The sequence below is a fragment of the Candidatus Ulvibacter alkanivorans genome (genome assembly GCF_003333325.1).
Classification (GTDB): Bacteria; Bacteroidota; Bacteroidia; order Flavobacteriales; family Flavobacteriaceae; genus Ulvibacter_A; species Ulvibacter_A alkanivorans.
On record NZ_QOLC01000089.1, the window covers coordinates 51,254 to 75,050 of the forward strand.

The following is a 23,797-nucleotide window of genomic DNA, read 5'->3' on the forward strand; positions in this document are numbered from 1 at the left end:
ATCAGTTCCATTTTAATTTCACATTACATTTGTGGTGTGAATTTCAATCGTTTCATAGTCTACCTTTTTGTTGCGATCGGCTTTTTGTCGCTTTCGGATGCTGCCCTTTTTGCTAAAACATTTACAGTTTCAAAAACAGGACAAGAAGCGATTACGTTTACGAAACAGATAAAAGGGAGTGCAGCTTCGGAAGTACGCCTTGTGGAAGTTTATATTACCGTTCGCTCTGAAGACCCTACTGCTAGCGGTAATTTTTTACGGTCTCGCTCTTTTCTAGAGATTCGCAGTAATACGCTGGAATCGACGCTGCACGTCGTTCCTGCACCCCTCGACCTGCGTTCACTTATTACTAAGCAAGTATTCCCATTTCATTTCTTCTGGTAAGGTAACAAGCCTAATTTCTTTTCACGCCGCCGAGGTGTAGCAGCTTATGTACGCCTAGAAAGCGGCCAAGTCTTATTACTTACATTCTAAACAAAAAACAACATGGAAATACAATCAATCCTTGTCGGAATTGCCGTATTGGTTCTTTTTATGGGCCCTATTATTTATATTATTTTACAAGCTTCTGCGGTAGAGCGCAAGAACAAAAAAACCATTGTCACACTCTGTAAAGCGCAAGGGATCACCATTAAAGATCTTGAACGTATTGGGAATACCATCTTGGGGTTAGACATTACTCAAGAATATCTTATTGTTTCCGAAGCGTTTCATCCAAAAGAATCTTTGCAGGTCTATTCACTTAAAAAGATTCAAACTTGTACGGTTTCTGGGCTTCGATCATCTCGCAAAACACTTGATACCGTTGGAATGGAGTTAAGTGGAATCGACTTTGTAAAAAACATTCTCGTTTACCAAGAAGATGATGAATTGAATACTGAGAATTCAGAAGCTTGTTTGCAACGATTAATGCATTGGGAGCAAGTAGTCAAAAAGCGTTTAACCGCAGCTTAACGTAAAAAAGAGTGGAAATTTCCACTCTTTTTTTGTAATTAACATTCCATTGCACGAAAAACGTTTTTAAATAATTAATTTAGTAGAAACTTTGTAGCAAGCATGACCTTATTAATTGTTTACGCCTTACTATCCATTTTCTTTTCTTTTTTATGTTCGGTGTTGGAAGCCGCCTTATTAAGTTTTACACCTACTTATATTAAGATGAAAAATCAGGAAGGCAAGGGCTATGCCCAAACCTTGGCCAATTACAAAAAAGATATTGATCAGCCATTAATAGCGATACTCACGTTAAACACCATTGCACATACTGTAGGCGCTATCTTGGTAGGGGTACAAGCCGAAAAGCTGCCTTACGATATCGAGGTTTGGGGGTTTAATATTGTTGGGGTCGTTTCGGCCATCATGACATTATTAATTTTAATTGTTTCTGAAATCATTCCGAAGACAATTGGCGCAACCTATTGGAAAAAACTAGGACGATTTACAGCAATTTTCCTGCATGTTATCATTTTTCCGTTAAAATATACCGGTATCTTGTGGTTGTTAACGCTTACCACTAAACTTATTGGTAAATCGGCACATGTAAGTACAATGAGTCGTGAAGAATTTATTGCCATCACCGATGCCGCCGAACAAGAAGGGGTTTTCGAAGAGAACGAAAGCGCGGTAATCAAGAACTTGCTGGTGTTTAAATCGGTAACTGCTAAAAATGTGATGACACCCTTCCCGGTGGTTACCAGCGAAGATGAGACCATGACCTTAAAAGAGTTTCATGAAAAGCACAAAAACCTGCGTTTCTCCCGTATCCCGGTATATAAGGAAAAAAGTCACGAAATATCAGGATTCGTACTTAGGGACGACGTCTTGGAAGAGATCGTTGAAGATCGCGGGAATAAGCCTTTAAGTGATGTAAAGCGTGAGATTTTTGTGGTACAAGATGAAACACCCATCCCGGACCTGTTCGACACTTTTATCAAACAACGAGGTCATATCGCTTTGGTTGTGGATGAATTTGGGAATACGACCGGAATTGTAACCATGGAGGATATTATTGAAACGCTATTAGGCCTTGAGATCATGGACGAAAGCGATGCGATCGAAGATATGCAAATGCAGGCAAGAAAAAACTGGGAACGCCGTGCACAGCGCATGGGGATAAGCTTACAGGACCGTGAGAAGGATCAGCAAGCAGACGAAGAATGAAAACAGCACATCTAAGCACGCCCATTGGCACCCTAGAATTGCAAGGTGACGAAAAGGGTCTTGTGTCATTAAGTTTTATAGATGCTTCGGAAAGCAATACAACTGCGATCCCGAAAGTACTTCAACCTGTAGCCTCCCAATTACGAGAATATTTTGAAGGTAAACGTACGCAATTCGATCTGAAACTTTCTCCTGAAGGAAGCGACTTTCAGAAAAAAGTCTGGAATGCACTACAGACTATTCCATATGGTAAGACCACCTCTTACCAAGACATGGCGAACGCCTTAGGAAACCCTAAAGTAATACGAGCGGCCGCAGCGGCAAATGGCAAAAATCCTATTGCCATTATTGTTCCTTGTCACCGCGTAATTGGAACCGATGGGTCATTAACGGGCTATACCGGTGGATTGCACCGAAAAAAATGGTTATTAGAACATGAAAGTCCGGTAAAACAAGGAGTCCTATTTTAGTGGTATGAAAAAGTTTGTCAGCTGGTTTGTCGGCATTGTCTTATTGCTTGTGATCGTAGCCTACGCGACCGATTACGACTATATTTTCAAAGGAATTCGAGTTGTATATCTAACCGGACACACCACCGCTTTTATCGATGACCATGTGTACTTTGAGAATGATAGTATTTTGGCAAGCCAATCGCCACAACCCTGGCCGTTGCATGCTAAGTATAACAGGAGTACTGCTACCGAAAAACTAAATGCGATCAATTCAGAATTGGGAACTATTGCATTTTTAATTATTAAGAACGATAGTATTTGGTATGAATCGTATTTAGATGGTTATGGCACAAGTTCGCAGACGAACTCATTTTCTATGGCAAAAAGTATTACTTCAGCGCTGCTGGGTAAGGCCATCCAAGATGGACATATTGAAAGTTTATCGCAACCGGTGAGTGATTTTTATCCAAAGTTCGAAGGCAGCGGTATGACCGTGGGCGATCTGTCGTCTATGGCATCCGGTCTGGATTGGCAAGAAAGTTATACCAGTCCGTTTAGCGTTACCGCTCGCTCCTACTATGACGATGATCTAGCCGAAACCATATTAGACCTAGAAGTTGTAGACCCACCGGGAGAAGCATTTAAATACCTAAGTGGAAATACACAGTTGTTGGGGATGGTCATTCAAAAGGCCACCAATAAGCCATTAGCGACCTATCTAACGGCGTCGTTTTGGAAACCTATGGGTTTTGAGCAACCTGCCTTGTGGCAAATAGATGATACAGAGCATCGATTGGTTAAGGCCTTTTGTTGTATCGCCAGCAATGCTAGAGATTTTGCGCGTTTCGGAAAGTTATACAAAGATCACGGAAGGTGGCAAGGTAAACAGCTACTTGATTCTAGTTTTGTAGCTACTTCCATACAAGCTCGATTTAAGGAGAGTCCGCAATACGGCTATGGTTTATGGTTGAGCGATCATCGCGGGAAGAAACTCTTTGTAATGCGTGGTATTCTTGGGCAGTATGTGATCACAATTCCTGAGGATGATCTAATCATTGTTCGTTTAGGGCATCATCGCGGTGAGAAATCAGATCGTCATTTTAGTGATGATTTCTATACCTACGTAGATGAAACCTACGCCATGCTGAATGCTGAATAATTTTTTTGTATTTTTAACATTCAACTTCCCGATTAAATACTTCATTACATGCTAACAAAGATCAACCTGGAACATATCCTGTTTCTGGATATTGAAACCGTTCCACAACATGAAAATTACGAAGCACTAGACGCTACTGCACAACAATTGTGGGAGCAAAAGACCCAGTACCAGCGCAAGGATGAAATTTCTGCGGAGGCGTTTTACGACCGAGCCGGAATTTGGGCTGAGTTTGGTAAGATCGTCTGTATTTCGGTGGGTTATATCGTGATGAAAGGAGACGTTCGAAACTTTCGCGTTACCAGCTTTCACGGTGAGGAACTTTTAATATTAAAAGAATTCAAAACCCTATTGGAATCCCATTTCAACAGACCGCACCATCTTTTGTGCGCACACAACGGCAAAGAATTTGATTTTCCGTATATAGCCAGAAGGATGATCATACATGGAATTGATTTGCCCTTTAAGCTAAATCTCTTCGGAAAGAAACCGTGGGAAGTTCCTCATCTGGATACGCTTGAACTGTGGAAATTTGGAGATTACAAGACCTTTACTTCTTTAAAACTTATGGCACACGTATTAGGAATACCCTCTCCCAAAGATGATATTGATGGAAGCCAAGTACGAGACGTTTACTATGTTGAAAAAGATATAGACCGTATTATTACCTATTGTGAAAAAGACACTATTACGGTAGCTCAAATTCTGCTGCGTCTTAGAAATGAAGCACTATTAACCGAGGACGAAATACGTTCGGTATAATCTATAAAAAAACCCATTGGCCAAAGCCAATGGGTTTTTCGTATTACTAAATTAGGATTATTCGACTATAAATCGATCGACCAATGTTTGGCCTTCTGCTTCAATTTCTAATAAGTACATTCCTGTAGACAAGTTCGACACATCGATCTTGGTCGTAAATGAACCATGTAGCAGTCGTTGACCGGTCACCGAGTAAATGGTATAACTAGTAGGCTCTACATCTACAATACTGATGTTCAGTACGCCTCTATTTACCGGATTTGGATATAAACTAAATCCATATAACTCCGTATTATTATCTCCAATAATTGGATCACCGCCTTGTAAAGAGGAAGGAATAACTACGGTGTAGTCTTCAACTTCTCCCCATTGGAAACTCTCACAAGCTGTTGGTATTCCATTGTATTTCATGGAAACTCGCATGCGAGTTGGTCCGGACGATGCTCCCGTAGGCACTGTAAACGACCCTGAAATAGGCGTTGCGGTGGTCGCACTTCTAGAATACGCTAATTCATTAGCATCGTTAAAATCACCATCGCGATTCCAATCTACAAATACTGCATATCCTTCAGCATAGACTGTTCCTGTCCATCTCGGCGTTATTGTGATCGTATTGTTGCTGCTTAAGTTGGTCGATAAGTTAGTATAATCACCATATCCACCAGCCGAAGCACCGGTCGCATTATTAATGCTTCCAATTTGAACACGCTGAATGTACTCATCGTTGGTATTGTTACCATTTGAAGCACAATATCCGGTTGGAGGCGTTCCGCCACCACCTGCCGACAGACTAATATTGTCTATCGCAATATCCGCTTGCCAAGTACTTCCTGTAATTCGGTTGAATCGCAACTGAACGCTAGCTCCTGCATAGGCGTTTAAGCTTACACTTTCTGCGTTCCATTGGTTTCCTTGATTTCCTGTCTGACTCCAGATACTTGTCCAATTGGTTCCGTCGGTGCTGGCTTCAAGAGAAATACTTCCCATATCAGAAGCGCCGTACATATGATAATCGAAGTTAAAGCTAGCTTCGGTCTCCCCGCCTAGATCGACACATGGAGAATTTAAAATTGCTTGCTTGTTCGGGTAACCCGTTCCGTTTCCTGAAGCTTCCACATAGATATACCATGCTCCGTTCGATCCTGAACTTGGTCCGGTATTACTTGATGGAGTTCCACCTGAATCGCGTGTCCAGTTGATATCATCTGCTGTAGATTGTGTCCAAGCTCCTAACGAACTTTCAAAACTTTCAGCATAAGAAATTCCAACACCATTGGTACATCCACCGCCTCCGGTAGAATCGGTAGTTACATTGACAGTATTACTAAACGGTGACAGGTTCCCGGCCGCGTCACGCGCCTGTACTCTAAAGGAGTAGGAAGTGTTTTCTGTCAAGCCGGTTACTTGTGCTGTTGTCCCGGTAACGGTACCTAAGTTGTTACTTCCTTGGTATACGTCGTAGCCGGTAACACCCACATTATCGGTCGAAGCTGTCCAGCTTAGATCTACCGTAGTTGTAGTGACATCGGTTGTAGATAGGTTAGTAGGAGCAGTTGGCGCCTGGGTATCGGCTGTACTTCCACCTTCCATTTCAAATGCGTCTAACGCAATATCTGCTTGCCAAGTACTGCCCGTGAGTCTATTAAAACGCATACGGAAATTACTTTCGCCGGCATAAGCACCTAGGTCGATGCTTTCTGCATTCCATTGGTTTCCTTGATTTCCGGTGCGGTTCCAAATACTAGACCAGGTAGCGCCGTCATCGGTACTTACTTCAAGATCGATGCTTCCCATATCGGCAGCACCATACATATGGTAACTAAAGTTGAATGTAGCATCATTTTGTCCGCTTAAATCATAACAAGGCGAATACAAGATCGCTCTTTTACTTGGATATCCCGTCCCATTACCTGAAGCTTCTACATACACATAAGTGTTTCCGTCAACTGCTGCAGAAGGTCCTGTATTACTAGAGGGCGTTCCTGAAGCATCTCTAATCCAGTCTATATTATCTTGAGTAGATTGTGACCAATCTCCAAAAGAAGACTCAAAACTCTCTGTATCCGGATAGTTTGAAACCGTTGCAGAACATGCTTCCGGTGTTGGTGGTCCTGAACAACCACTCACGAATGAGATCGATTGGTCATTGTTAGTGTTTGTTCCTCCATTGGTGTTCTCGTTGGCGTCTACGCCTACACCTCTAGCGGCAAATACATCCCAGATAAGACAGTTGTACTGTCCGCCATAAAGGTCTTGATCGGCTTGTAAGATACCGTCTCGTCCCGAAACAAATCCAGGGTTGTTTGGTGTGTTCTTTAGTCCTTCAATAACAAGTGCCATGGCAATATTGTTACCTCCGGTACCGTAATAAAAATCTGGATCGAACCCTTCTTGGTCTATTAAGGCCCAAGTCATATCCCAAATGATCGTTGCCCAAGCATAGCCAACCCCATGAGGAACGGCTAAGCTCCCAATGTCACCATAGGTAGTTCCATTAATAGAAGTATTTGTTGAGTATGGTGTTGGTCGAATTCCACCACCATTAGACCCTTGACCTAATGCGTAGTTTCCTATAGCACGAGCATCGCCGCCTGCATCACCACTTTTTATGGTGAGCATTAATGCAAACCAGTCGCTCCATCCTTCACCCATTTGTTCTGAACCACCAAGTCCGTTGGTATTTGGTCCTCCAACAAGTCGTGTTGAGATTCCGTGACCGTACTCATGTGCTATAATTCCGTTGTCAAGGTCACCGTCTATTTGTGGGTTACCGGACCAAAGGAACATTTGCATTCTTGGATTGCTTCCGTCGCCCGGTGTGGCAAAGTTGGCATTGTTCAATCCACTACCGTCTTGTGCATCGGCATTTACAGAGTCACTTCCTGCACCACCTCTTCCGTAGTTATTTTCTTGAAAATTTCCTGAAGCTTCATCAAATCCGTATTGATACCACACATCGTGCATGATGTTGTTCCAGTAAAAAAGATTGGTGATCGCCGCGTCTCTATACGAACTAGGCTGATTGTTTAGATTAATAGAATAATTAAAATCCAAACCGGAACCTGCATTTGGTGAATATCCGGTTCCATTATTACCATTGGCATCCTCTTGCGCCCAAACATTGTTTCCACGTGTAATGGTATACTCGGCACCATTGGCACCATTGGTGTCATGCCATCCATAAGGTGAGGCAATAGGGTCTTGTGGTTCGTTTACGATAGAACGGCCACCGTCTAACGGACTCTCAAAAGGCATGGCATACACATTATAACTTTCTCCTGCCAACATGCTCGTTGGCGCCTCTTCGACCGTTACTAGATTGTCGACCGACTTCCCATCATGTCCATGATCGCTATGATTATCACCCCAATTACAGGTAATAACCCAGTCTTCGGTACGCAGTACTTCTCCGGTACTTGCATCAATATTTTCATTCCACCAATGTTGTGCATCCAACTGGTAGAAGCTAACATTCCAAACCAATCGCAGTTGGCCTTCATGCATTTGGTAGAGCTGCTTTACCTTAATAGGTTCGAGCGCAGCGGTAGGATCATTGTAAACATAAGTCCCTTCTGCGTTCCGAGAACCGGTTAAGACAGGACGTTTAAGGTTGTGGTTTTGCACCGTTCGCAGCACGGCGTCCTCTGGACTTAATGAAGCACTTGCAATAGGTGCTCTAGAATTAATGTCGCTAACAAATTGGTCTACGTGATAGGTAACCTTTCCATTTCTTACCGATAATTTATAGGTGGCGTACTGAATGGGGATCTCGTTATGAAATTGTTGAACATAAACATGTTTCACATCCGGATTCAATGAAGGCACCACATCGGTGATCTCGAATTGACTAAGATCGGCTTGTTTAAAGTGTGATTCGCCTTTTAGTACATTGAAGTAGTTTTGAACTACCGATTCAACCGTACTTTGTGCAAAAAACACTTGTCCTGCAATGAAAAATAGCATTGCGGAAAAATAGATTTTTTTCATAATGAATTAGGTTTTTGTTAATAATTAGGTTCATTTTATAAAAAAACGTTAACGAAAGAACAATTTATTTATCATAAATCAAATTTTATTCGATGAACTGCAACCTTAAGTTATTAACAATTTGACCGCAAATTCCTAATTCCTAGTGACTTACTAGGTTTTGTGCATTTATCAATAAATTGCTGCCATTATACTATCTTTGATTTTATGCCGGAAAACACTCTTTTAAGTTGTCATAACCTCTCTATTTCCTTCGGAAAAAAAAGGAAAGCGGTCGAAGTGGTGCATCAAATCTCCTTTTCTGTTTCTAAAAATGAGATTGTCGGAATTGTAGGGGAATCGGGTTCGGGCAAATCGGTGACTTCTATGGCCATCATGGGATTGTTGCCCGAAAAGACCGCTCATAGTAATGGCTCTATATTATTTGAAGAGAAGGAGTTGCTTTCAGAAAAACCAAAACAACTTAGAAAGTTGAGAGGGAAAGACATTTCCATGATCTTTCAGGAACCAATGAGCGCATTAAATCCGTCGCTTCGTTGCGGATTTCAAGTTGTCGAGATCCTAATGCATCATTTAAACATGTCTGCTTCCGAAGCCAAGAAAGAAACCTTATCCTTATTCGAAAAGGTAAAACTGCCACGGCCTCATGAAATTTTTAATAGTTACCCACATCAAATTAGTGGCGGCCAGATGCAACGGGTAATGATCGCTATGGCGATCGCTTGTAAACCCAAACTTTTAATTGCAGACGAACCCACTACCGCGTTAGATGTTACCGTTCAGAAAGAGATCTTAGAATTGTTGAAATCACTTCAGAAAGAAACCAACATGAGCATGATCTTTATCTCACACGACCTTAGCCTAGTAAGTGAGATAGCCGATACCGTCGTTGTAATGTACAAAGGAAAAATTGTAGAGACCGGATCGGTACGCAAGATCTTTACCGAAGCAGACCACACCTACACCAAGGCTCTCTTGGCATCGAGACCTACACTTGACGTTCGACTTAAAAAACTACCTACCATAGCCTCGTTGGCCGATGGTTCTTTTACCCCCAATGAAGTAAGTGCTCAACAACGTGCCTTTCGACATAAAAAAGTCTATACAGCTGCACCTCTCCTTGAAGTAAACAACTTAAAAAAGGAATATGTAAGCAATGCCGGTATTTTTTCCAAAGATAAGCGCGTATTAGCCGTGGATAATGTGAGTTTTAAAGTTTACGAAGGAGAAACCGTGGGATTGGTAGGCGAATCGGGTTGTGGTAAATCGACCTTAGGAAAGACAATTTTGCAGCTAGAGACTGCGACCGCCGGATCAATACGATACCGTGGTAAGGAACTAACGACACTTACGGCTTCGGAAACTCGGAAGTTGCGAAAAGAGGTACAGTTAATCTTTCAAGATCCATATTCGTCATTAAATCCGAGATTACTAATAGGTGAAGCCTTACTAGAACCTATGGAGGTTCATAAGATCGAAAGCAGCAGGAAAAAACGTAAAGCGCGCGTGTTTTCGCTGTTAGAGCGAGTGGGTCTAGACAGCAGTTATTACCATCGCTATCCTCATGAGCTATCCGGTGGTCAACGCCAACGTGTGGGTATTGCCAGGACCATTGCCATGGAACCCAAACTCGTTATTTGCGATGAATCGGTTTCGGCCTTGGATATTTCGGTACAAGCGCAAGTGCTTAATTTGCTCAATGAGCTTAAAGAGGATTTTGGATTTACCTATATATTTATTTCGCATGACCTTGCGGTGGTAAAATACATGGCGGACCAATTACTTGTAATGAATCAGGGTGCGATAGAAGAGATGGGCGATGCCGATGAGATCTATGAGAACCCTACACGACCGTACACCAAGAAATTAATAGATGCGATTCCGAAGGGATTGTAACAGTAAAAAAGTCCCGTTCTAACCTCACAAAGAACGGGACCAACTATTTGAATCATTGCAGATTCGGGGTAATGTACTCTTAACACCTTGAAGGCATTACATTAGTAAAAACACTTTTTTAGCTACATACAGTACGTTGTTTAGCAATCGCACCGTATTTTTCAGAGAGTTAATGATCGTTTGCATAAGTAGGTTTTGTTAGTTATTCTTGGGGACTGCTAATATCCTACACTTTTTCAAAAAACACGATTAAAAACACTTTTTTTCGTTGTAATACACTTTTTTTTAACATTTTCGTATTTTAATTAAGGTTTTTCTTACAATTGAATCAAAAAAAATCCGATGTAAAAACATCGGATGTGTTGCTTATTAATGATAGTTACTTACAATTTCATTTCGGGAATTTCACCTTCGACCAAAAGTTCTCCTTGTGTAGCCGCTTGAATTTCTTCCACACTTACGCCCGGTGCGCGTTCCAATAATTTAAAGCGGTTATGTTCTATTTCGAGCACGGCCAAGTTGGTCACGATCTTTTTTACACAGTTCACACCTGTTAATGGTAGACTGCATTCTTTAAGTAGTTTAGACTCGCCTGCGCGATTGGTATGCATCATAGCTACGATAATATTCTCGGCAGAAGCCACTAGATCCATGGCGCCTCCCATACCTTTAACCATTTTCCCGGGAATCTTCCAATTAGCGATATCTCCGTTTTGTGCAACTTCCATAGCTCCTAAGATAGTGAGATCTACATGTTGTCCACGAATCATAGAAAAGCTGGTAGCAGAGTCGAAAAACGAAGCACCAGGCAAGGCTGTAATGGTTTGTTTTCCCGCATTTATAAGATCAGGATCCTCTTCTCCTTCAAAGGGGAAAGGGCCCATTCCTAGAATGCCATTCTCACTTTGAAACTCGACTTCAATATCGTCTCGTACGAAATTAGCGACCAAGGTGGGAATACCAATTCCTAGGTTTACGTAATACCCATCTTTTACTTCTTTAGCGATACGTTGTGCGATTTGTTCTTTCGATAAACTCATTAGGCCTTCGTTCTTACGGTTCGTTGTTCAATACGTTTTTCGTAGCGTTCTCCTTGGAATATGCGCTGTACAAATATTCCGGGGATATGTATTTCGTTAGGGTCCAGTTCACCGGCCGGAACCAGTTCCTCAACCTCAGCAACGGTAATAGTGGCTGCGCCACACATATTCGGATTGAAATTACGTGCGGTTCCTTTAAAGATCAAATTCCCGGCGGTATCGCCTTTCCAAGCCTTGACAAAAGCATAGTCTGCTTTAAAAGCCTTTTCTAATATGTGCATTTTCCCGTTAAATTCTCTGGCTTCTTTTCCTTCGGCTACTTCTGTTCCGTAGCCGGCAGGGGTAAAGAATGCCGGAATTCCACTTTGCGCTGCTCTACAACGTTGTGCAAGTGTTCCTTGTGGAATAAGCTCTACTTCCAGTTCTCCGCTTAACATTTGTCGTTCAAATTCTGCGTTCTCACCTACGTAAGAAGAGATCATCTTTTTAATTTGATGTTTCTGAAGCAACAATCCCAGTCCAAAATCATCTACGCCTGCATTGTTTGAAATACAAGTCACCTCTTTAACATTGCGACGAACCAATTCGGAAATAGCATTCTCGGGAATACCACTAAGTCCGAACCCACCCAACATAAATGTCATCCCGTCTTTGATGCCTTCGCAGGCTTCTTGAACGTTAGATACCGTTTTATTGATCATTTAATTTATTTTTTCTGAAAACTGACACTATGAAACATAGTGCTCCTTTTTGTTTGGATAAAAATACTAAAATTGAAGCAGAGTTCCTTCCGAAGAAAGCCTAGAAAAAAATAACTTCTGTCTAAAAATCGAATTCATCGATAATCTCGTCTTTCGTATCGGTATTATCTTCTCGCCATTTAGAACAATCTGTTTGTATTGACAAATTAGAGGGTCGATTAAAGCTTCCCGTCGAGATATTTAACGCTTCATCTTCGTAACACTTCTTCATATAAATAGCCCAAATAGGCAGGGCCATGGTTGCTCCTTGACCGTATCGCGTTGAGGCAAAATGCGTAGCACGATCATCGCCTCCAACCCAAACACCCGTTACCAAGTTGGGTACCATCCCCATAAACCAGCCATCACTATTATTTTGTGTAGTACCTGTTTTTCCCGCAATTGGATTCTTAAAATCGTAAGGGTAACCTGTTACCACCTCATTATAAAATTTGTTGGTAGTAGCCCAAGTACCACGTAATCTCGCACCAGAACCAGACTGTGTCACACCTTCCATTAGACTTACAGTAACATACGCCGACTCGTCGCTAATTACATCTTTGGTTTCAGGAACGCTTTGATAAAGTACCGTACCGTTCTTATCTTCGATCCTTGAAATTAACGTGGGTTTCACGTAAACGCCTTCATTAGCAAAAACACTGTAGGCACCTACCATTTCGTATAACGAGACATCTGGAGTACCTAAAGCAATAGAGGGTGCTTCGGGTATATTTTCGGTATCCACACCCATTTTCTTAACGAGGTCGATCACCGGTCGTGGCCCAACTCGGTCTATTAAACGTGCCGTGACCGTATTGATCGATTGTGCTAAGGCCGTTTTCAGTGAAAGCATTTCACCTGAGGTGTCACCGGAATTTTTGGGAGTCCATGGTTTTAGCAAGCCATATTTTCCTGCCGGAATGGTATGTGGCGTATTAGGCAAGGTGTCACAAGGCGACATATGCATTTGGTCGATGGCGGTAGCGTACACAAAAGGTTTAAAGGTAGACCCTATTTGTCGCTTACCGGTCTTTACCATGTCGTATTTAAAATGCTTGTAGTTGATACCACCAACCCATGCTTTGACTTCCCCTGTTTGAGGCGTCATGGACATTAATGACGCACGTAAGAACGACTTGTAATAGCGTATGCTATCCATTGGGGTCATTAAGGTGTCTATTTCGCCACCCCATGAAAAGATTCGCATCTTTGTTTTTTTCTTAAAGCTTGCGATGATCTCTTTTTCGCTCTTACCTTGCTCCTCCAATATACGCCAGCGATCGCTTCGACGCATGGCGCTGTTCATTATACCTTTCGTTTCCTCTTCGGTTAAATCTCTAAAAGGAGCTGTTTTATTTTTCTCATTCTGTTCGTCAAAGGATTTTTGCAAATTGGCGATATGAAGGTCGACTGCCTCTTCTGCATACTGTTGCATTTTAGAATCGATGGTCGTATACACTTTTAATCCGTCGCTATAGATATTGTACTTGGTCCCGTCACTTCTAGGGTTCTTGTCAACCCAGTCTGCCATAAACGCTCTTGCGTATTCTCTAAAGTAGGTAGCCAATCCTTCTACATGCCCTTGGGGCGTAAATTCGATATTAAGTGGAGTTGCCTGCAAGGAATCCTTTACTTGCTCGGTAATATAACCGTACTTCTCCATTTGTGATAGTACAACGTTACGACGGTTCTTTACACCAACCGGATTTCGCACCGGATTGTACAAGGAAGAGTTTTTAAACATTCCTACCAACATGGCCGATTCGGCTGTGTTTAATTCTGAAGGCGGCTTGTCGAAATAAATATTAGCTGCCGATTCGATTCCTACCGCCTGATTTAAGAAATCGTATTCGTTAAAATACATGGTAATGATTTCTTCTTTGGTATATCTGCGTTCGAGGCGTGTTGCAATGATCCATTCTTTGATCTTTTGTATACCTCGTTGTAGTTTATTTCTTGAAACTTGTTCGGTAAAGAACAATTTAGCCAACTGTTGTGAGATGGTACTCGCGCCTCCTTTGGTTCCCAGAAATGCGACTGCACGCACGGTACCTTTAGCGTCGATACCTGCATGATCGTAAAAGCGTACATCTTCGGTTGCGATCAAGGCATTTATTAGATGGTCTGGCAATGCTTCATAGGGGACCGGGGTGCGGTTCTCCTTATAGAATTTCCCAATCACCTTGCCATCGCTCGCGATAATCTCGGTTGCTAAGTTCTTTTCGGGGTTCTCAAGACTCGTCTCATCGGGTAAGCTTCCGAAGACACCCCAAGATGCTAATAAGAAAACAAGGATTATTAGCCCTATGAATCCGGCAAAGATCTTCCAAAAGGTTCTAATATGTCGCCCCACATCTTTAGTTGCTTTTTTTGTTGTTTTTTTCTTTGCCATGGCTACTCTTCTTGATCTGTTTTTTCGATACTATACCCAACGTCGGTTATTCCCTCTAGATTTTTAACGCCTTCTACAGCACCGTTATTGCGAACCGCATGTGTTATAGTTATGTTATAATTTCCGGTCTCTGCAAAACGTATGCCTTCTTTATACCACAACTTATTCTCTTTTACGCTACCAATTCCTTGACCCATCCATGTTCCGTCCGGATGCGCCATTCTATATTCTAAGGTATCGGTTACGACCTTACCGTGTGGAAAGTCCATACGAACTATCAAAAACAAATTGTTAAACTTATAGTCGTTCGTGTTTCGCACATTCAGGAACATATTATACGTTTGAAGCGAGTCCAATTGAGGAATTTCAAAAACGGCTGGTTGGTCTACATCCCATCCTCCTGAAATATTTTGATTGCCGCTAACTACGGTATCGGTATTACACGACACACACAATAGGACGACACCAAAAACAACTAAAAAATTACGCATTCTTTTTTGAATTTCGGTTGCGATTCTTATTTCTGTTCCTGCTCTTTTTACGACGTTTCTTGCGTTTTTGTTTTGGTTGATCGAAACGCGTTAAACTATCTTGACCAACAACATTGCTAAACAATTCCTTTTTCTTCGAAACAGGAGTGTCCTCTATAAATTCTTCTAAGCTGGCCACATTTTTCCCTTTGTTATTTAAAGCGATGATCTCGTTTACCTTTTCGACCGAAAGCTGGTGCCAGTTCATGCCATCCTTTACATACGAATACCACAACAATCCTTTAAATATGTCGATCTTTTGACAAACGGCAGGGCCTTTTTCGGTTTGTAGCTTTACATCGCTCTTCGGAAAGGCTTCCAATGCTTCCAAATAGGTGTCAAGTTCGTAATTAAGACAGCATTTCAACTTCCCGCATTGCCCGGCAAGTTTTTGAGGATTAAGGGATAATTGTTGATACCGTGCTGCCGAAGTATTTACCGATCTAAAATCGGTTAACCAAGTAGAACAGCACAATTCACGACCACAGGACCCAATTCCTCCTAAGCGAGCGGCTTCTTGACGAAACCCTACTTGTTTCATTTCAATCCTTGTGTTGAAGGTTCTTGCGAACTCTTTAATAAGTTGTCTAAAATCGACTCGTTCTTCGGCGGTGTAATAAAAGATGGCCTTTGAGGCATCGCCTTGAAACTCGACATCACTAATTTTCATTTGAAGACCAAGTCGTATGGCGATCTCTCTGGACTGTTTTTGTACATCAGCCTCGCGATCTCGTACTTTTTGCCACACATCGATGTCCTTTTGAGTTGCTTTTCGGTAGATCTTCGGAAGTGCTTCGGGTTTTGGGGCTTCGTTCTTTTTCTTCATTTGAACACGCACCAGTTCTCCCATCAAGGTAACGATACCAATATCGTGTCCCGGAGAAGCTTCGGTAGCAACAATGTCGCCAACACTTAAACTAAGGTCCTCGGCATTTTGATAGAAGTGCTTTCTACCATTTTTAAAGCGTACTTCCACCCCTTTAAATGGCTCCATATTACCCGGAAGTGACATGTTAGAAAGCCAATCGAATACCGTTAATTTATTACAGCCATCAGTACCGCAAGTCCCATTGTTCTTGCATCCTTTTGGCTGACCATTGGTACCCGAGGCACAGCTTGTACAGCCCATATTTTATATATATTGCTCTTTTTCAGAAGAAAAGAGACGTAGATTAAACATTATCTTTAGTAGGTAAAGATACCAATAATTAATGATGAATTCTGAAATTAGAATTCCGAATTTATTTTTTAAACTTTAGTTTCTCCGAACGTCCTTTCTTAAATATCTTATTGCTGTTAGGAATTCCTTTCCGAAGCTTTTTCTGTTCTTCGTAGGGCAATTGGATGATATCTTGACATTCGGTAGAGCAACAATTCTCCATAGCTTCGGCACACGAATCACATTGAATAAATAATAAATGACAGGCTTCATTAGCACAGTTCACATGCGAGTCGCAAGGCGCACCACATTGGTGACATTGCGCAATGACATCTTCTGTGATTCGTTCTCCACGCCTATGGTCGAAGACAAAGTTCTTTCCAATAAACTTATTTTCCAGTCCTTTTTTCTCTACTTGTCGGGTGTATTCTATAATCCCGCCTTCTAATTGAAACACATTCTTGAATCCTTTGTGTTTGTAATACGCACTGGCCTTTTCACATCGTATTCCTCCTGTACAATACATGACGAGTTTTTTATCTTCCTTGTGCGCTTTTAGATCTTCTTCTATTATGTCTAATGAATCTCTAAAGGTGTCTACATCGGGTGTGATAGCACCTTTAAAATGCCCTATCTCACTTTCGTAATGATTACGCATATCGACCAAGATAGTATCGGGATCTTCGATCAAGGCATTGAAGGTGGAAGCATCTACGTGCACTCCTTTGTTTCGCACGTCAAAGGTTTCATCGTTGAGCCCGTCGGCCACAATTTTTTTTCGCACTTTCACCTTTAGTTTTAAGAACGACTTAAGGTCGTGTTCTATGGCGATATTTAAACGAACATCTTTCAGAAAATAAATTCCGTCCAAGAAGGTTTTAAATTCATTGAAACGCTTAGCGGGAACAGACAATTGCGCATTGATACCTTCGTGGGCAACATAAATACGTCCTAGGACTTCCAGTTCGTCCCACGCAATAAATAGGTGATTTCTAAATAATTTAGGATTGCCGATCTTGGCATATTGATAAAAAGAGAGGGTAAGACGGTCTTCACCGGCCTTTTCAAGTAATGCTTCCCGCTCTTTTGCACTTAAGGTGTTGTACAGTTGCATGCTATACTTTATTTAGTGTAAAAGATTTTATTTAAACAGGAGGCAAATTTAAGCAATTCGGGCATGTTGACAAAAAGTATAATTAGAGGGTGGGAACCTTTGTGATGAACACAAAGAAATAGTACCTTAGCCTATTCACTCCCCACATAAATTTTATACAAACATGAGTACTGAAAAAGACGCAAAACTAAAAGCCTTAAAACTAACATTAGACAAGCTGGACAAGACCTACGGGAAAGGCACCGTAATGAAGATGGGTGATTCGGCTGTAGAAGAAGTTGATGTAATTCCAACCGGATCTTTAGGTCTTGATGTTGCCTTGGGTGTGGGTGGATATCCTAGAGGACGAGTGATCGAGATCTACGGACCGGAATCTTCGGGTAAAACTACATTGACCTTGCACGCCATTGCAGAAGCACAAAAAAAAGGAGGCATTGCCGCTTTTATTGATGCAGAACATGCTTTTGATAGATATTATGCCGAAAAACTGGGAATTGACATAGAGAACCTGATTATTTCGCAACCCGATAATGGAGAACAGGCTTTGGAGATCACCGATAATTTGATCCGTAGTGGTGCTATAGATATTATAGTTATCGACTCGGTAGCTGCATTAACGCCAAAAAGTGAGATAGAAGGTGAAATGGGTGACAGTAAAATGGGACTTCACGCGCGATTAATGTCGCAAGCACTTCGGAAACTTACAGGTTCCATAAGCAAGACCAAATGTACCGTGATCTTTATCAATCAGTTACGCGAAAAGATTGGGGTAATGTTTGGAAATCCGGAAACCACAACCGGTGGTAACGCACTTAAGTTCTACGCTTCGGTTCGGTTGGACATTCGTCGATCGACACAAATTAAAGATACCAATAGTTCGGTAATGGGTAATAAAACCCGTGTAAAGGTGGTTAAGAATAAAGTGGCCCCTCCTTTTAAAACTGCCGAATTTGATATCATGTACGGTGAAGGTGTATCTAAGGTAGGTGAGATCATTGATCTTGGCGTCGATTTTGAGATCATTAAAAAGAGTGGTTCGTGGTTTAGTTACGACGACACCAAACTAGGTCAAGGGCGCGAAGCGGTAAAAACCTTACTACAAGACAACCCGGAACTTATGGAAGAATTGGAGCAAAAGATCAAAGATTCGATCGCGGCCATTCATGCCTAATTTCAGCTTGGACGCAACCCTTTTTAGCAAACGGTATCTACAGTGTGTAGAACCCTCAATTATTGGTTGCCACTTACTTAGCGTAAGATTTATCAACAATATAATGTACGGTACTGCAATTTGACTTTAGACGAGCTCATCATACAATGTAAGCAGCAAAATGCTAGTGCGCAAGGAGAATTGTATAGACGATATTCTGGTATACTCTTTTCAATTTGCCTAAAGTATTCACCTAATTATGTTGAAGCGGAAGATAGCTTGCAAGATGCATTTATTACTATTTTCAAAAAAATAGCTCAGTTTAAAGACAAAGGTTCTTTTGAAGGCTGGATGAAACGGATCACCGTAAACACGGTACTTCAGAAATACCGAAAAAAACGTGTTTTTGACATACACAGGGAAGACCAGATCGAGGATGAAGCAGACGATGTTTCTATAGATGATGACGGAATTCCTTTAGATTACTTGCTGGAGATCATACAGCAACTCCCCGATCGTTACAGGTTGGTGTTTACCATGTATGTGCTCGATGATTATCAGCATAAAGAGATCGCCGAGATGTTAGGAATTAGTGATGGTACGTCTAAATCTAATCTAGCAAGAGCACGCGCTATTTTACAATCTAAAATTGAAGCATACCAGCAGGCAAAAAATGCCGAATAATTATGAAAGATAAAAAGCACATAGACCAGCTTTTTAAAGATCGCTTTAAAAACTTTGAAGCCACTCCCTCTCCCGAAGTTTGGAACAAGATCCAAGCACAATTAAAAGAAGAGAAAGAGGAGCGCAAGGTTATTCCATTATGGTGGAAAGTGGCCGGGGTCGCTGCTTTACTTGCCTTACTGCTTACCATTGGCAATACTGTTTTTGATCCCTTCGGAAGTGAGGATCCTTCCATTGTAACTGAAGATCCTTCTGAACACGTTGAAGACAGTTCTAAAGATCCAAACACAATTTCCAATGAATCGAAGACCGTGATCGCTTCCGAAGCAACCGAAGAAAAGACCGAAAATAGAAATGCTACCGATGCTTCAGAAGAACAAGATGATCTAAATACAACTAGAACAATTAAAGACAAAATCGTAAATAGCACAAAAGTTGCCGAAACTACGGTGGCTTCAGACAATAAAAAGAAGCAACCAAATAAGGCAGAACTATCAAATGACGAGTTACGTAAGAAAGCCAATAAAGGTATTGCTTCCGATAAACGCATCGCTACTGTTTCCGAAGCAAAAAAGAATGAACTCGAAAAAGATCCTTTGATCGATACAGCAAAAGAAGTAGTAACTGAGACCAAGACCGGTGTGGCGGAAAACAAGTCTACCGATTCCGAAAACTTGGGAACATCAACTACGACCGGCGATACGAATAAAGAAGATGTTACTCAAGACAAAGAGAAGCCGTCTATTTACGATGCGATCGCAAGCTCTCAAGAGGAAGAAGAAAAAATAACAAAACCAAACACAAAAATTGACGACCGTTGGGATGTTGGTCCTTTTGTGGCACCGGTATATTACAACACTTTAGGTGAAGGGTCTTCGATTGACGCTATGTTTGCTGATAATACACAAAGTGGAGACGTAAATCTAAGTTATGGTGTACAAGTAAGCTACGCCATTACCGATAAATTAAGTGTGCGTTCTGGAGTAAGCAATGTTGACCTCAGCTACGCGACGGGTGATGTAGAACTAGGAACAGGTCCAGTGGGAGTGGCTTTAAAGTCGATCGATTATGGTGGCCGACAAGTTGTCTTGACCGTTGTCGACAAAGGAACCTTGGCCGAAGGAATGAACGATGGAGATCCTTTTGGAAACATCACGCCGAAATCCACTGCGGGCGATGTTTCGTTAATACAAAACATCAATTATTACGAAGTACCATTAGAATTAAAATACGCCCTATTAAATAACAAAATAGGGGTTAATGTCATTGGTGGTTTTAGTACGTTATTCCTAGGAAGCAACGATGTTTCCGTTCGCGCAGCAGATTTTAGCGAAACCTTAGGGGAAGCCAACAATTTATCATCGGTTAGTTTTACAACCAATATTGGGTTGGGACTCGATTATAAGATTAGTAGAAAGTTTAAGTTTAATATTGAGCCTATGTTTAAATACCAGCTCAACCCGTACACAGATTCATCTGTAGGTTTTAAGCCCTATTATTTGGGAGTGTATACCGGTTTGAGTTTTAAGTTTTAGGTTATTTTTTAGTTGGTTAGGTTTGGATTATACCAAGCATTGATGACAGAAAAAACCGTCCTTCGCCATAGGGCGGTTTTTTTATGCGCTAAAGTGAAGGATTTTGAAGTTCGTCTAAAATTGCTGCTCTCGTTTGAAGTTTTAACATACGTCTATCTTCTAATTCTAATATCGCAGTTGGCACAATAGGGAGCACGGTTACTCTCATTTTACCGGGAGTTCCACTAAAGAAGGTGTACGAAAACCGCTTTTTGTTGTCGTGAAATACCATAGGCGCAATAGGTATATGATGTGCAATGGCTAAACGGAACGCACCATCTTTGAATTCGTCCAATACAATGCGCTCATCTTCTGGAATTCCTCCTTCGGGAAAAATACACACACTCAATCCTTGATTCAATTTTTGTTGTGCTCGCTGAAATACTTCGAGCCTGCTCTTTGGACTGTTCCGATCTACCAGGATACAAGTGCGCTTATAGAAAAATCCGAAGACCGGGATCTTAGCTAATTCTTTCTTGCCAACAAAAACAAAAGGGTTACGAGTTACATATAACATCAACATGATATCGGTCATGGAGGTGTGATTGGAAACGAACATATAACTTTTTCGTTTTTCATATTGAGTTTGACGCTTTATCCTAGGAAAGAATCCCATACCGAACAGAATGATGGTTGCCCAAAGTCGAGCTAGTTTAAAAAAATACGGATACCAACTTTCCTTTGCGATACTTACAATAAGTAAAGGGAATAAGATAACGATAGGCACAGTGACCAGAATATAGAACCATATTCGGTAGAGGGGCGTTAAAATGTAACGAAGAATTTGCATCGCGCATCAAAAATAATGATTTGCAACCTACCGAAACGTGAAAAAAAGTAACTTTGCCAAAAATTGAATTATTCATGTCGAGAATACTTACAGGAATCCAATCTACGGGAACCCCACACTTAGGGAATATACTAGGTGCCATCGTGCCGGCGATCAAAATGGCGAACGATCCTAAAAATGAGTCGTATTTGTTTATCGCAGATATGCACTCCTTAACGCAAATAAAGGATGGTGAGACTTTAAAAAACAATACTTACAGTACAGCTGCGGTATGGTTGGCCTTTGGATTGGACATTTCGAAAACTGTTTTTTATCGACAAAGCGATATCCCACAAGTAACGGAACTGTCCTGGTATCTTAGCTGTTTCTTTCCTTATCAGCGCCTTACCTTGGCACACTCCTTTAAAGACAAAGCAGACCGATTAGAAGACGTAAACGCCGGATTGTTTACCTACCCTATGTTAATGGCTGCCGACATCCTATTATACGATGCCGAGATCGTTCCGGTAGGAAAAGATCAATTACAACATCTTGAGATGACCCGGGATGTGGCTGCTCGTTTCCATGCGCAAATGGGTGAGACCTTTGTATTACCAGAGGCAAAAGTGGAAGAGAACACCAAGTTAATTCCGGGCACCGACGGTGCAAAAATGAGCAAATCGAAAAACAATATTATCAACCTTTTCCTGCCCGACAAGAAATTGCGTAAGCAGATCATGGGTATTGAAACCGACAGTACACCGTTGGAAGATCCTAAAGACCCTAAAAGTTGTAATGTTTTTGCGTTATATGCTTTATTGGCTTCCGAAGGAGACATTGCTGCCATGCGTAAAAACTACGAAGCCGGTGGCTACGGTTATGGCCATGCGAAACAAGCACTGTTTGAACTTGTACTAGAAAAATTTGCTGAACAACGCGAACGGTATACCTATTATATGAACCACCTGGATGAGATCGATGCCGCATTGGCAGTAGGTGCCGAAAAAGCGACAAAAACGGCAAACGCCGTACTTTCACGTGTTCGTGAAAAGGTAGGATACTAAACCAATTTAAATTGTTTTCCCGGCAGTGGTTGCACCACACCTTTTAATTCTAAGGTAAGTAATAATGAGGCTGCAGTAAAGGCGGGGATGCTACAACCCAGCGCAATACTATCGAGTAACTCTTTGTCTTTTTGTTGTAAATAATCGACAATTTTTTGTTCTGCTTCGGAAAGATCGTCGAACAATCGTGTTTGCACTACCGGAGATCGTGTAGGCTTCAATTTCCAACCCAGCATAAATACCAAATCGGAACTGGAGCTGATTAAATGTGCTTGTTGTGTTCGTATAAGGTAGTTACACCCCACACTTTGCAAGTCGGTGGCACGTCCCGGCACAGCGAAGACTTCACGGTTGTATGAATTTGCGATATCTGCAGTTACAAGACTACCTCCTTTTTCTCCCGATTCGATAACAACGGTTGCTTCGCTAATTCCTGCAATGATTCGGTTTCTTCTTAAGAAATTAGTACGATCAAAGGGATCATCGCTCCAAAATTCGGTAATAAGCCCACCGTGGTCTTTCACCTTTTCCACATATTTCTTGTGTGATCTCGGATAAATTTGATTCAATCCGTGCGCTAAACAAGCAATAGTTTGTAGACCGTGCTTTAAAGCCGCCTTATGAGCTGTAATATCTACGCCGTAAGCGAATCCTGAAACAATCACGGGATCGAGTGGCACAAGTTCTGCAATCAATTTCTCACAAAAAGCTTTGCCATAGGTGGTTATGCTGCGAGTACCAACTATGCTAATAATTCGTTTGTTTTTTAGATCGATATTCCCTTTATGAAAAAATAACAGCGGACCGTCTAAGCAATGTTTTAATCGTTCGGGGTAGGTCACCTCTTGATAGTAGCTATAGGCGATCCCGTTTTGTTCTACGAATCGAAGTTCGGCTTCGGCTTCATCTAAGACCGAACGATCGTTGAGCGCTTTCAATTTGCTCGCGCCAATTCCGTCGATTTTTAGCAATTTACGTGGGTCTTCGCTAAATACTCCTTCGGCAGAACCAACGTGATGAATCAATTTTTTTGCTGAAGCATCTCCCAAATTTGGTACGCGCTGTAATGCCAGCGTGTAGCGTAATTCATTTTTAGACAGCATGGTACTTGTGACAATTTGCAGGGGAGTTGCACTTAAAAATACAACAATTTTGGTTGTTGATA

General features: G+C 41.6%; 20 protein-coding genes. 11 read left to right on the forward strand and 9 right to left on the reverse strand.

Going from position 1 to position 23,797, the window contains the following annotated elements:
- The first annotated feature begins 36 nt into the window (after positions 1-36).
- The 6 genes from DWA30_RS09085 to DWA30_RS09110 all read left to right on the forward strand — a co-directional run bounded on the left by DWA30_RS09085 (position 37) and on the right by DWA30_RS09110 (position 4,533).
- Positions 37-384, forward strand: coding sequence for a hypothetical protein (locus tag DWA30_RS09085; RefSeq protein WP_114492226.1), 348 nt, complete (start codon positions 37-39; stop codon positions 382-384).
- Positions 385-486: 102 nt separating this feature from the next.
- A complete protein-coding gene (locus DWA30_RS09090) occupies positions 487-954 on the forward strand; it encodes a hypothetical protein (protein WP_114492227.1) in 468 nt (155 codons plus the stop codon).
- 102 nt (positions 955-1,056) lie between these two features.
- Positions 1,057-2,160 (forward strand): CNNM domain-containing protein, encoded by a 1,104-nt coding sequence (locus tag DWA30_RS09095; RefSeq protein WP_114492228.1) that lies wholly within the window; start codon positions 1,057-1,059, stop codon positions 2,158-2,160.
- Positions 2,157-2,630 carry a methylated-DNA--[protein]-cysteine S-methyltransferase gene (locus DWA30_RS09100; RefSeq protein WP_114492229.1) on the forward strand — a complete coding sequence of 158 codons (474 nt, stop codon included), beginning with the start codon at positions 2,157-2,159 and terminating at the stop codon, positions 2,628-2,630. Before DWA30_RS09095 ends, DWA30_RS09100 begins: the two co-directional genes overlap by 4 nt.
- A 4-nt stretch (positions 2,631-2,634) precedes the next feature.
- Positions 2,635-3,771 (forward strand): serine hydrolase domain-containing protein, encoded by a 1,137-nt coding sequence (locus DWA30_RS09105; protein WP_114492230.1) that lies wholly within the window; start codon positions 2,635-2,637, stop codon positions 3,769-3,771.
- Between the two features lie 48 nt (positions 3,772-3,819).
- Positions 3,820-4,533, forward strand: coding sequence for a 3'-5' exonuclease (locus tag DWA30_RS09110; RefSeq protein WP_114492231.1), 714 nt, complete (start codon positions 3,820-3,822; stop codon positions 4,531-4,533).
- 57 nt (positions 4,534-4,590) lie between these two features.
- Here DWA30_RS09110 and DWA30_RS09115 read toward each other — a convergent pair whose 3' ends face one another.
- On the reverse strand, positions 4,591-8,520 hold the full coding sequence (locus DWA30_RS09115; protein ID WP_114492232.1) for a M36 family metallopeptidase: 3,930 nt from the start codon (positions 8,518-8,520) through the stop codon (positions 4,591-4,593).
- A gap of 207 nt (positions 8,521-8,727) precedes the next feature.
- Between DWA30_RS09115 and DWA30_RS09120 the strand changes: the two genes are divergently transcribed.
- Positions 8,728-10,416: an ABC transporter ATP-binding protein gene (locus DWA30_RS09120; RefSeq protein ID WP_114492233.1), complete on the forward strand. Its 1,689-nt coding sequence runs from the start codon at positions 8,728-8,730 to the stop codon at positions 10,414-10,416.
- A gap of 383 nt (positions 10,417-10,799) precedes the next feature.
- Here the strand turns inward: DWA30_RS09120 and DWA30_RS09125 are convergent, their stop codons facing one another.
- The 6 genes from DWA30_RS09125 to trhO all read right to left on the reverse strand — a co-directional run bounded on the left by DWA30_RS09125 (position 10,800) and on the right by trhO (position 17,391).
- Positions 10,800-11,456: a CoA transferase subunit B gene (locus DWA30_RS09125; RefSeq protein WP_114492234.1), complete on the reverse strand. Its 657-nt coding sequence runs from the start codon at positions 11,454-11,456 to the stop codon at positions 10,800-10,802.
- Positions 11,456-12,157: a CoA transferase subunit A gene (locus tag DWA30_RS09130; protein ID WP_114492235.1), complete on the reverse strand. Its 702-nt coding sequence runs from the start codon at positions 12,155-12,157 to the stop codon at positions 11,456-11,458. The genes DWA30_RS09125 and DWA30_RS09130 overlap by 1 nt, the downstream gene beginning before the upstream one ends.
- Positions 12,158-12,278: 121 nt before the next feature.
- Positions 12,279-14,588, reverse strand: a complete 2,310-nt coding sequence (locus DWA30_RS09135; protein ID WP_114492236.1) for a penicillin-binding protein 1A — start codon at positions 14,586-14,588, stop codon at positions 12,279-12,281.
- Between the two features lie 2 nt (positions 14,589-14,590).
- A complete protein-coding gene (locus DWA30_RS09140; RefSeq protein ID WP_114492237.1) occupies positions 14,591-15,079 on the reverse strand; it encodes a gliding motility lipoprotein GldH in 489 nt (162 codons plus the stop codon).
- Positions 15,072-16,247 (reverse strand): PSP1 domain-containing protein, encoded by a 1,176-nt coding sequence (locus DWA30_RS09145; protein ID WP_114492238.1) that lies wholly within the window; start codon positions 16,245-16,247, stop codon positions 15,072-15,074. The genes DWA30_RS09140 and DWA30_RS09145 overlap by 8 nt, the downstream gene beginning before the upstream one ends.
- Positions 16,248-16,359: 112 nt before the next feature.
- Positions 16,360-17,391 (reverse strand): oxygen-dependent tRNA uridine(34) hydroxylase TrhO, encoded by a 1,032-nt coding sequence (gene trhO, locus DWA30_RS09150; protein WP_114492239.1) that lies wholly within the window; start codon positions 17,389-17,391, stop codon positions 16,360-16,362.
- Between the two features lie 163 nt (positions 17,392-17,554).
- Here trhO and recA point away from each other — a divergent pair, with 163 nt between their 5' ends.
- From recA to DWA30_RS09165, 3 genes are all read left to right on the forward strand, one after another.
- Positions 17,555-18,562: a recombinase RecA gene (gene recA, locus DWA30_RS09155; protein WP_114492240.1), complete on the forward strand. Its 1,008-nt coding sequence runs from the start codon at positions 17,555-17,557 to the stop codon at positions 18,560-18,562.
- Between the two features lie 120 nt (positions 18,563-18,682).
- Positions 18,683-19,225, forward strand: a complete 543-nt coding sequence (locus tag DWA30_RS09160; protein ID WP_114492241.1) for an RNA polymerase sigma factor — start codon at positions 18,683-18,685, stop codon at positions 19,223-19,225.
- Positions 19,226-19,227: 2 nt separating this feature from the next.
- Positions 19,228-20,760 carry a porin family protein gene (locus tag DWA30_RS09165; protein WP_114492242.1) on the forward strand — a complete coding sequence of 511 codons (1,533 nt, stop codon included), beginning with the start codon at positions 19,228-19,230 and terminating at the stop codon, positions 20,758-20,760.
- Positions 20,761-20,848: 88 nt separating this feature from the next.
- On the opposite strand, the gene DWA30_RS09170 is transcribed toward DWA30_RS09165, so the two are convergent.
- Positions 20,849-21,589 carry a lysophospholipid acyltransferase family protein gene (locus DWA30_RS09170; protein WP_114492243.1) on the reverse strand — a complete coding sequence of 247 codons (741 nt, stop codon included), beginning with the start codon at positions 21,587-21,589 and terminating at the stop codon, positions 20,849-20,851.
- 74 nt (positions 21,590-21,663) lie between these two features.
- Here DWA30_RS09170 and trpS point away from each other — a divergent pair, with 74 nt between their 5' ends.
- Positions 21,664-22,632, forward strand: coding sequence for a tryptophan--tRNA ligase (trpS, locus tag DWA30_RS09175; RefSeq protein ID WP_114492244.1), 969 nt, complete (start codon positions 21,664-21,666; stop codon positions 22,630-22,632).
- On the opposite strand, the gene dprA is transcribed toward trpS, so the two are convergent.
- The gene (gene dprA / locus DWA30_RS09180; RefSeq protein WP_114492371.1) at positions 22,629-23,732 is read right to left on the reverse strand and encodes a DNA-processing protein DprA; all 1,104 of its coding nucleotides are present in this window, start codon (positions 23,730-23,732) and stop codon (positions 22,629-22,631) included. The two genes, trpS and dprA, sit on opposite strands and share 4 nt — an antisense overlap.
- Between the last annotated feature and the right edge of the window lie 65 nt (positions 23,733-23,797).

Coding starts and splice junctions, on each gene's coding strand:
- DWA30_RS09120 (WP_114492233.1), top strand. CDS start 8,728: ATGCCGGAAAACACTCTTTTAAGTTGTCATAACCTCTCTATTTCCTTC.
- DWA30_RS09095 (WP_114492228.1), top strand. CDS start 1,057: ATGACCTTATTAATTGTTTACGCCTTACTATCCATTTTCTTTTCTTTT.
- DWA30_RS09135 (WP_114492236.1), bottom strand. CDS start 14,588: ATGGCAAAGAAAAAAACAACAAAAAAAGCAACTAAAGATGTGGGGCGA.
- DWA30_RS09115 (WP_114492232.1), bottom strand. CDS start 8,520: ATGAAAAAAATCTATTTTTCCGCAATGCTATTTTTCATTGCAGGACAA.
- DWA30_RS09105 (WP_114492230.1), top strand. CDS start 2,635: ATGAAAAAGTTTGTCAGCTGGTTTGTCGGCATTGTCTTATTGCTTGTG.
- DWA30_RS09110 (WP_114492231.1), top strand. CDS start 3,820: ATGCTAACAAAGATCAACCTGGAACATATCCTGTTTCTGGATATTGAA.
- trpS (WP_114492244.1), top strand. CDS start 21,664: ATGTCGAGAATACTTACAGGAATCCAATCTACGGGAACCCCACACTTA.
- DWA30_RS09170 (WP_114492243.1), bottom strand. CDS start 21,589: ATGCAAATTCTTCGTTACATTTTAACGCCCCTCTACCGAATATGGTTC.
- DWA30_RS09090 (WP_114492227.1), top strand. CDS start 487: ATGGAAATACAATCAATCCTTGTCGGAATTGCCGTATTGGTTCTTTTT.
- trhO (WP_114492239.1), bottom strand. CDS start 17,391: ATGCAACTGTACAACACCTTAAGTGCAAAAGAGCGGGAAGCATTACTT.
- recA (WP_114492240.1), top strand. CDS start 17,555: ATGAGTACTGAAAAAGACGCAAAACTAAAAGCCTTAAAACTAACATTA.
- DWA30_RS09100 (WP_114492229.1), top strand. CDS start 2,157: ATGAAAACAGCACATCTAAGCACGCCCATTGGCACCCTAGAATTGCAA.
- DWA30_RS09130 (WP_114492235.1), bottom strand. CDS start 12,157: ATGATCAATAAAACGGTATCTAACGTTCAAGAAGCCTGCGAAGGCATC.
- DWA30_RS09145 (WP_114492238.1), bottom strand. CDS start 16,247: ATGGGCTGTACAAGCTGTGCCTCGGGTACCAATGGTCAGCCAAAAGGA.
- DWA30_RS09125 (WP_114492234.1), bottom strand. CDS start 11,456: ATGAGTTTATCGAAAGAACAAATCGCACAACGTATCGCTAAAGAAGTA.
- DWA30_RS09165 (WP_114492242.1), top strand. CDS start 19,228: ATGAAAGATAAAAAGCACATAGACCAGCTTTTTAAAGATCGCTTTAAA.
- DWA30_RS09140 (WP_114492237.1), bottom strand. CDS start 15,079: ATGCGTAATTTTTTAGTTGTTTTTGGTGTCGTCCTATTGTGTGTGTCG.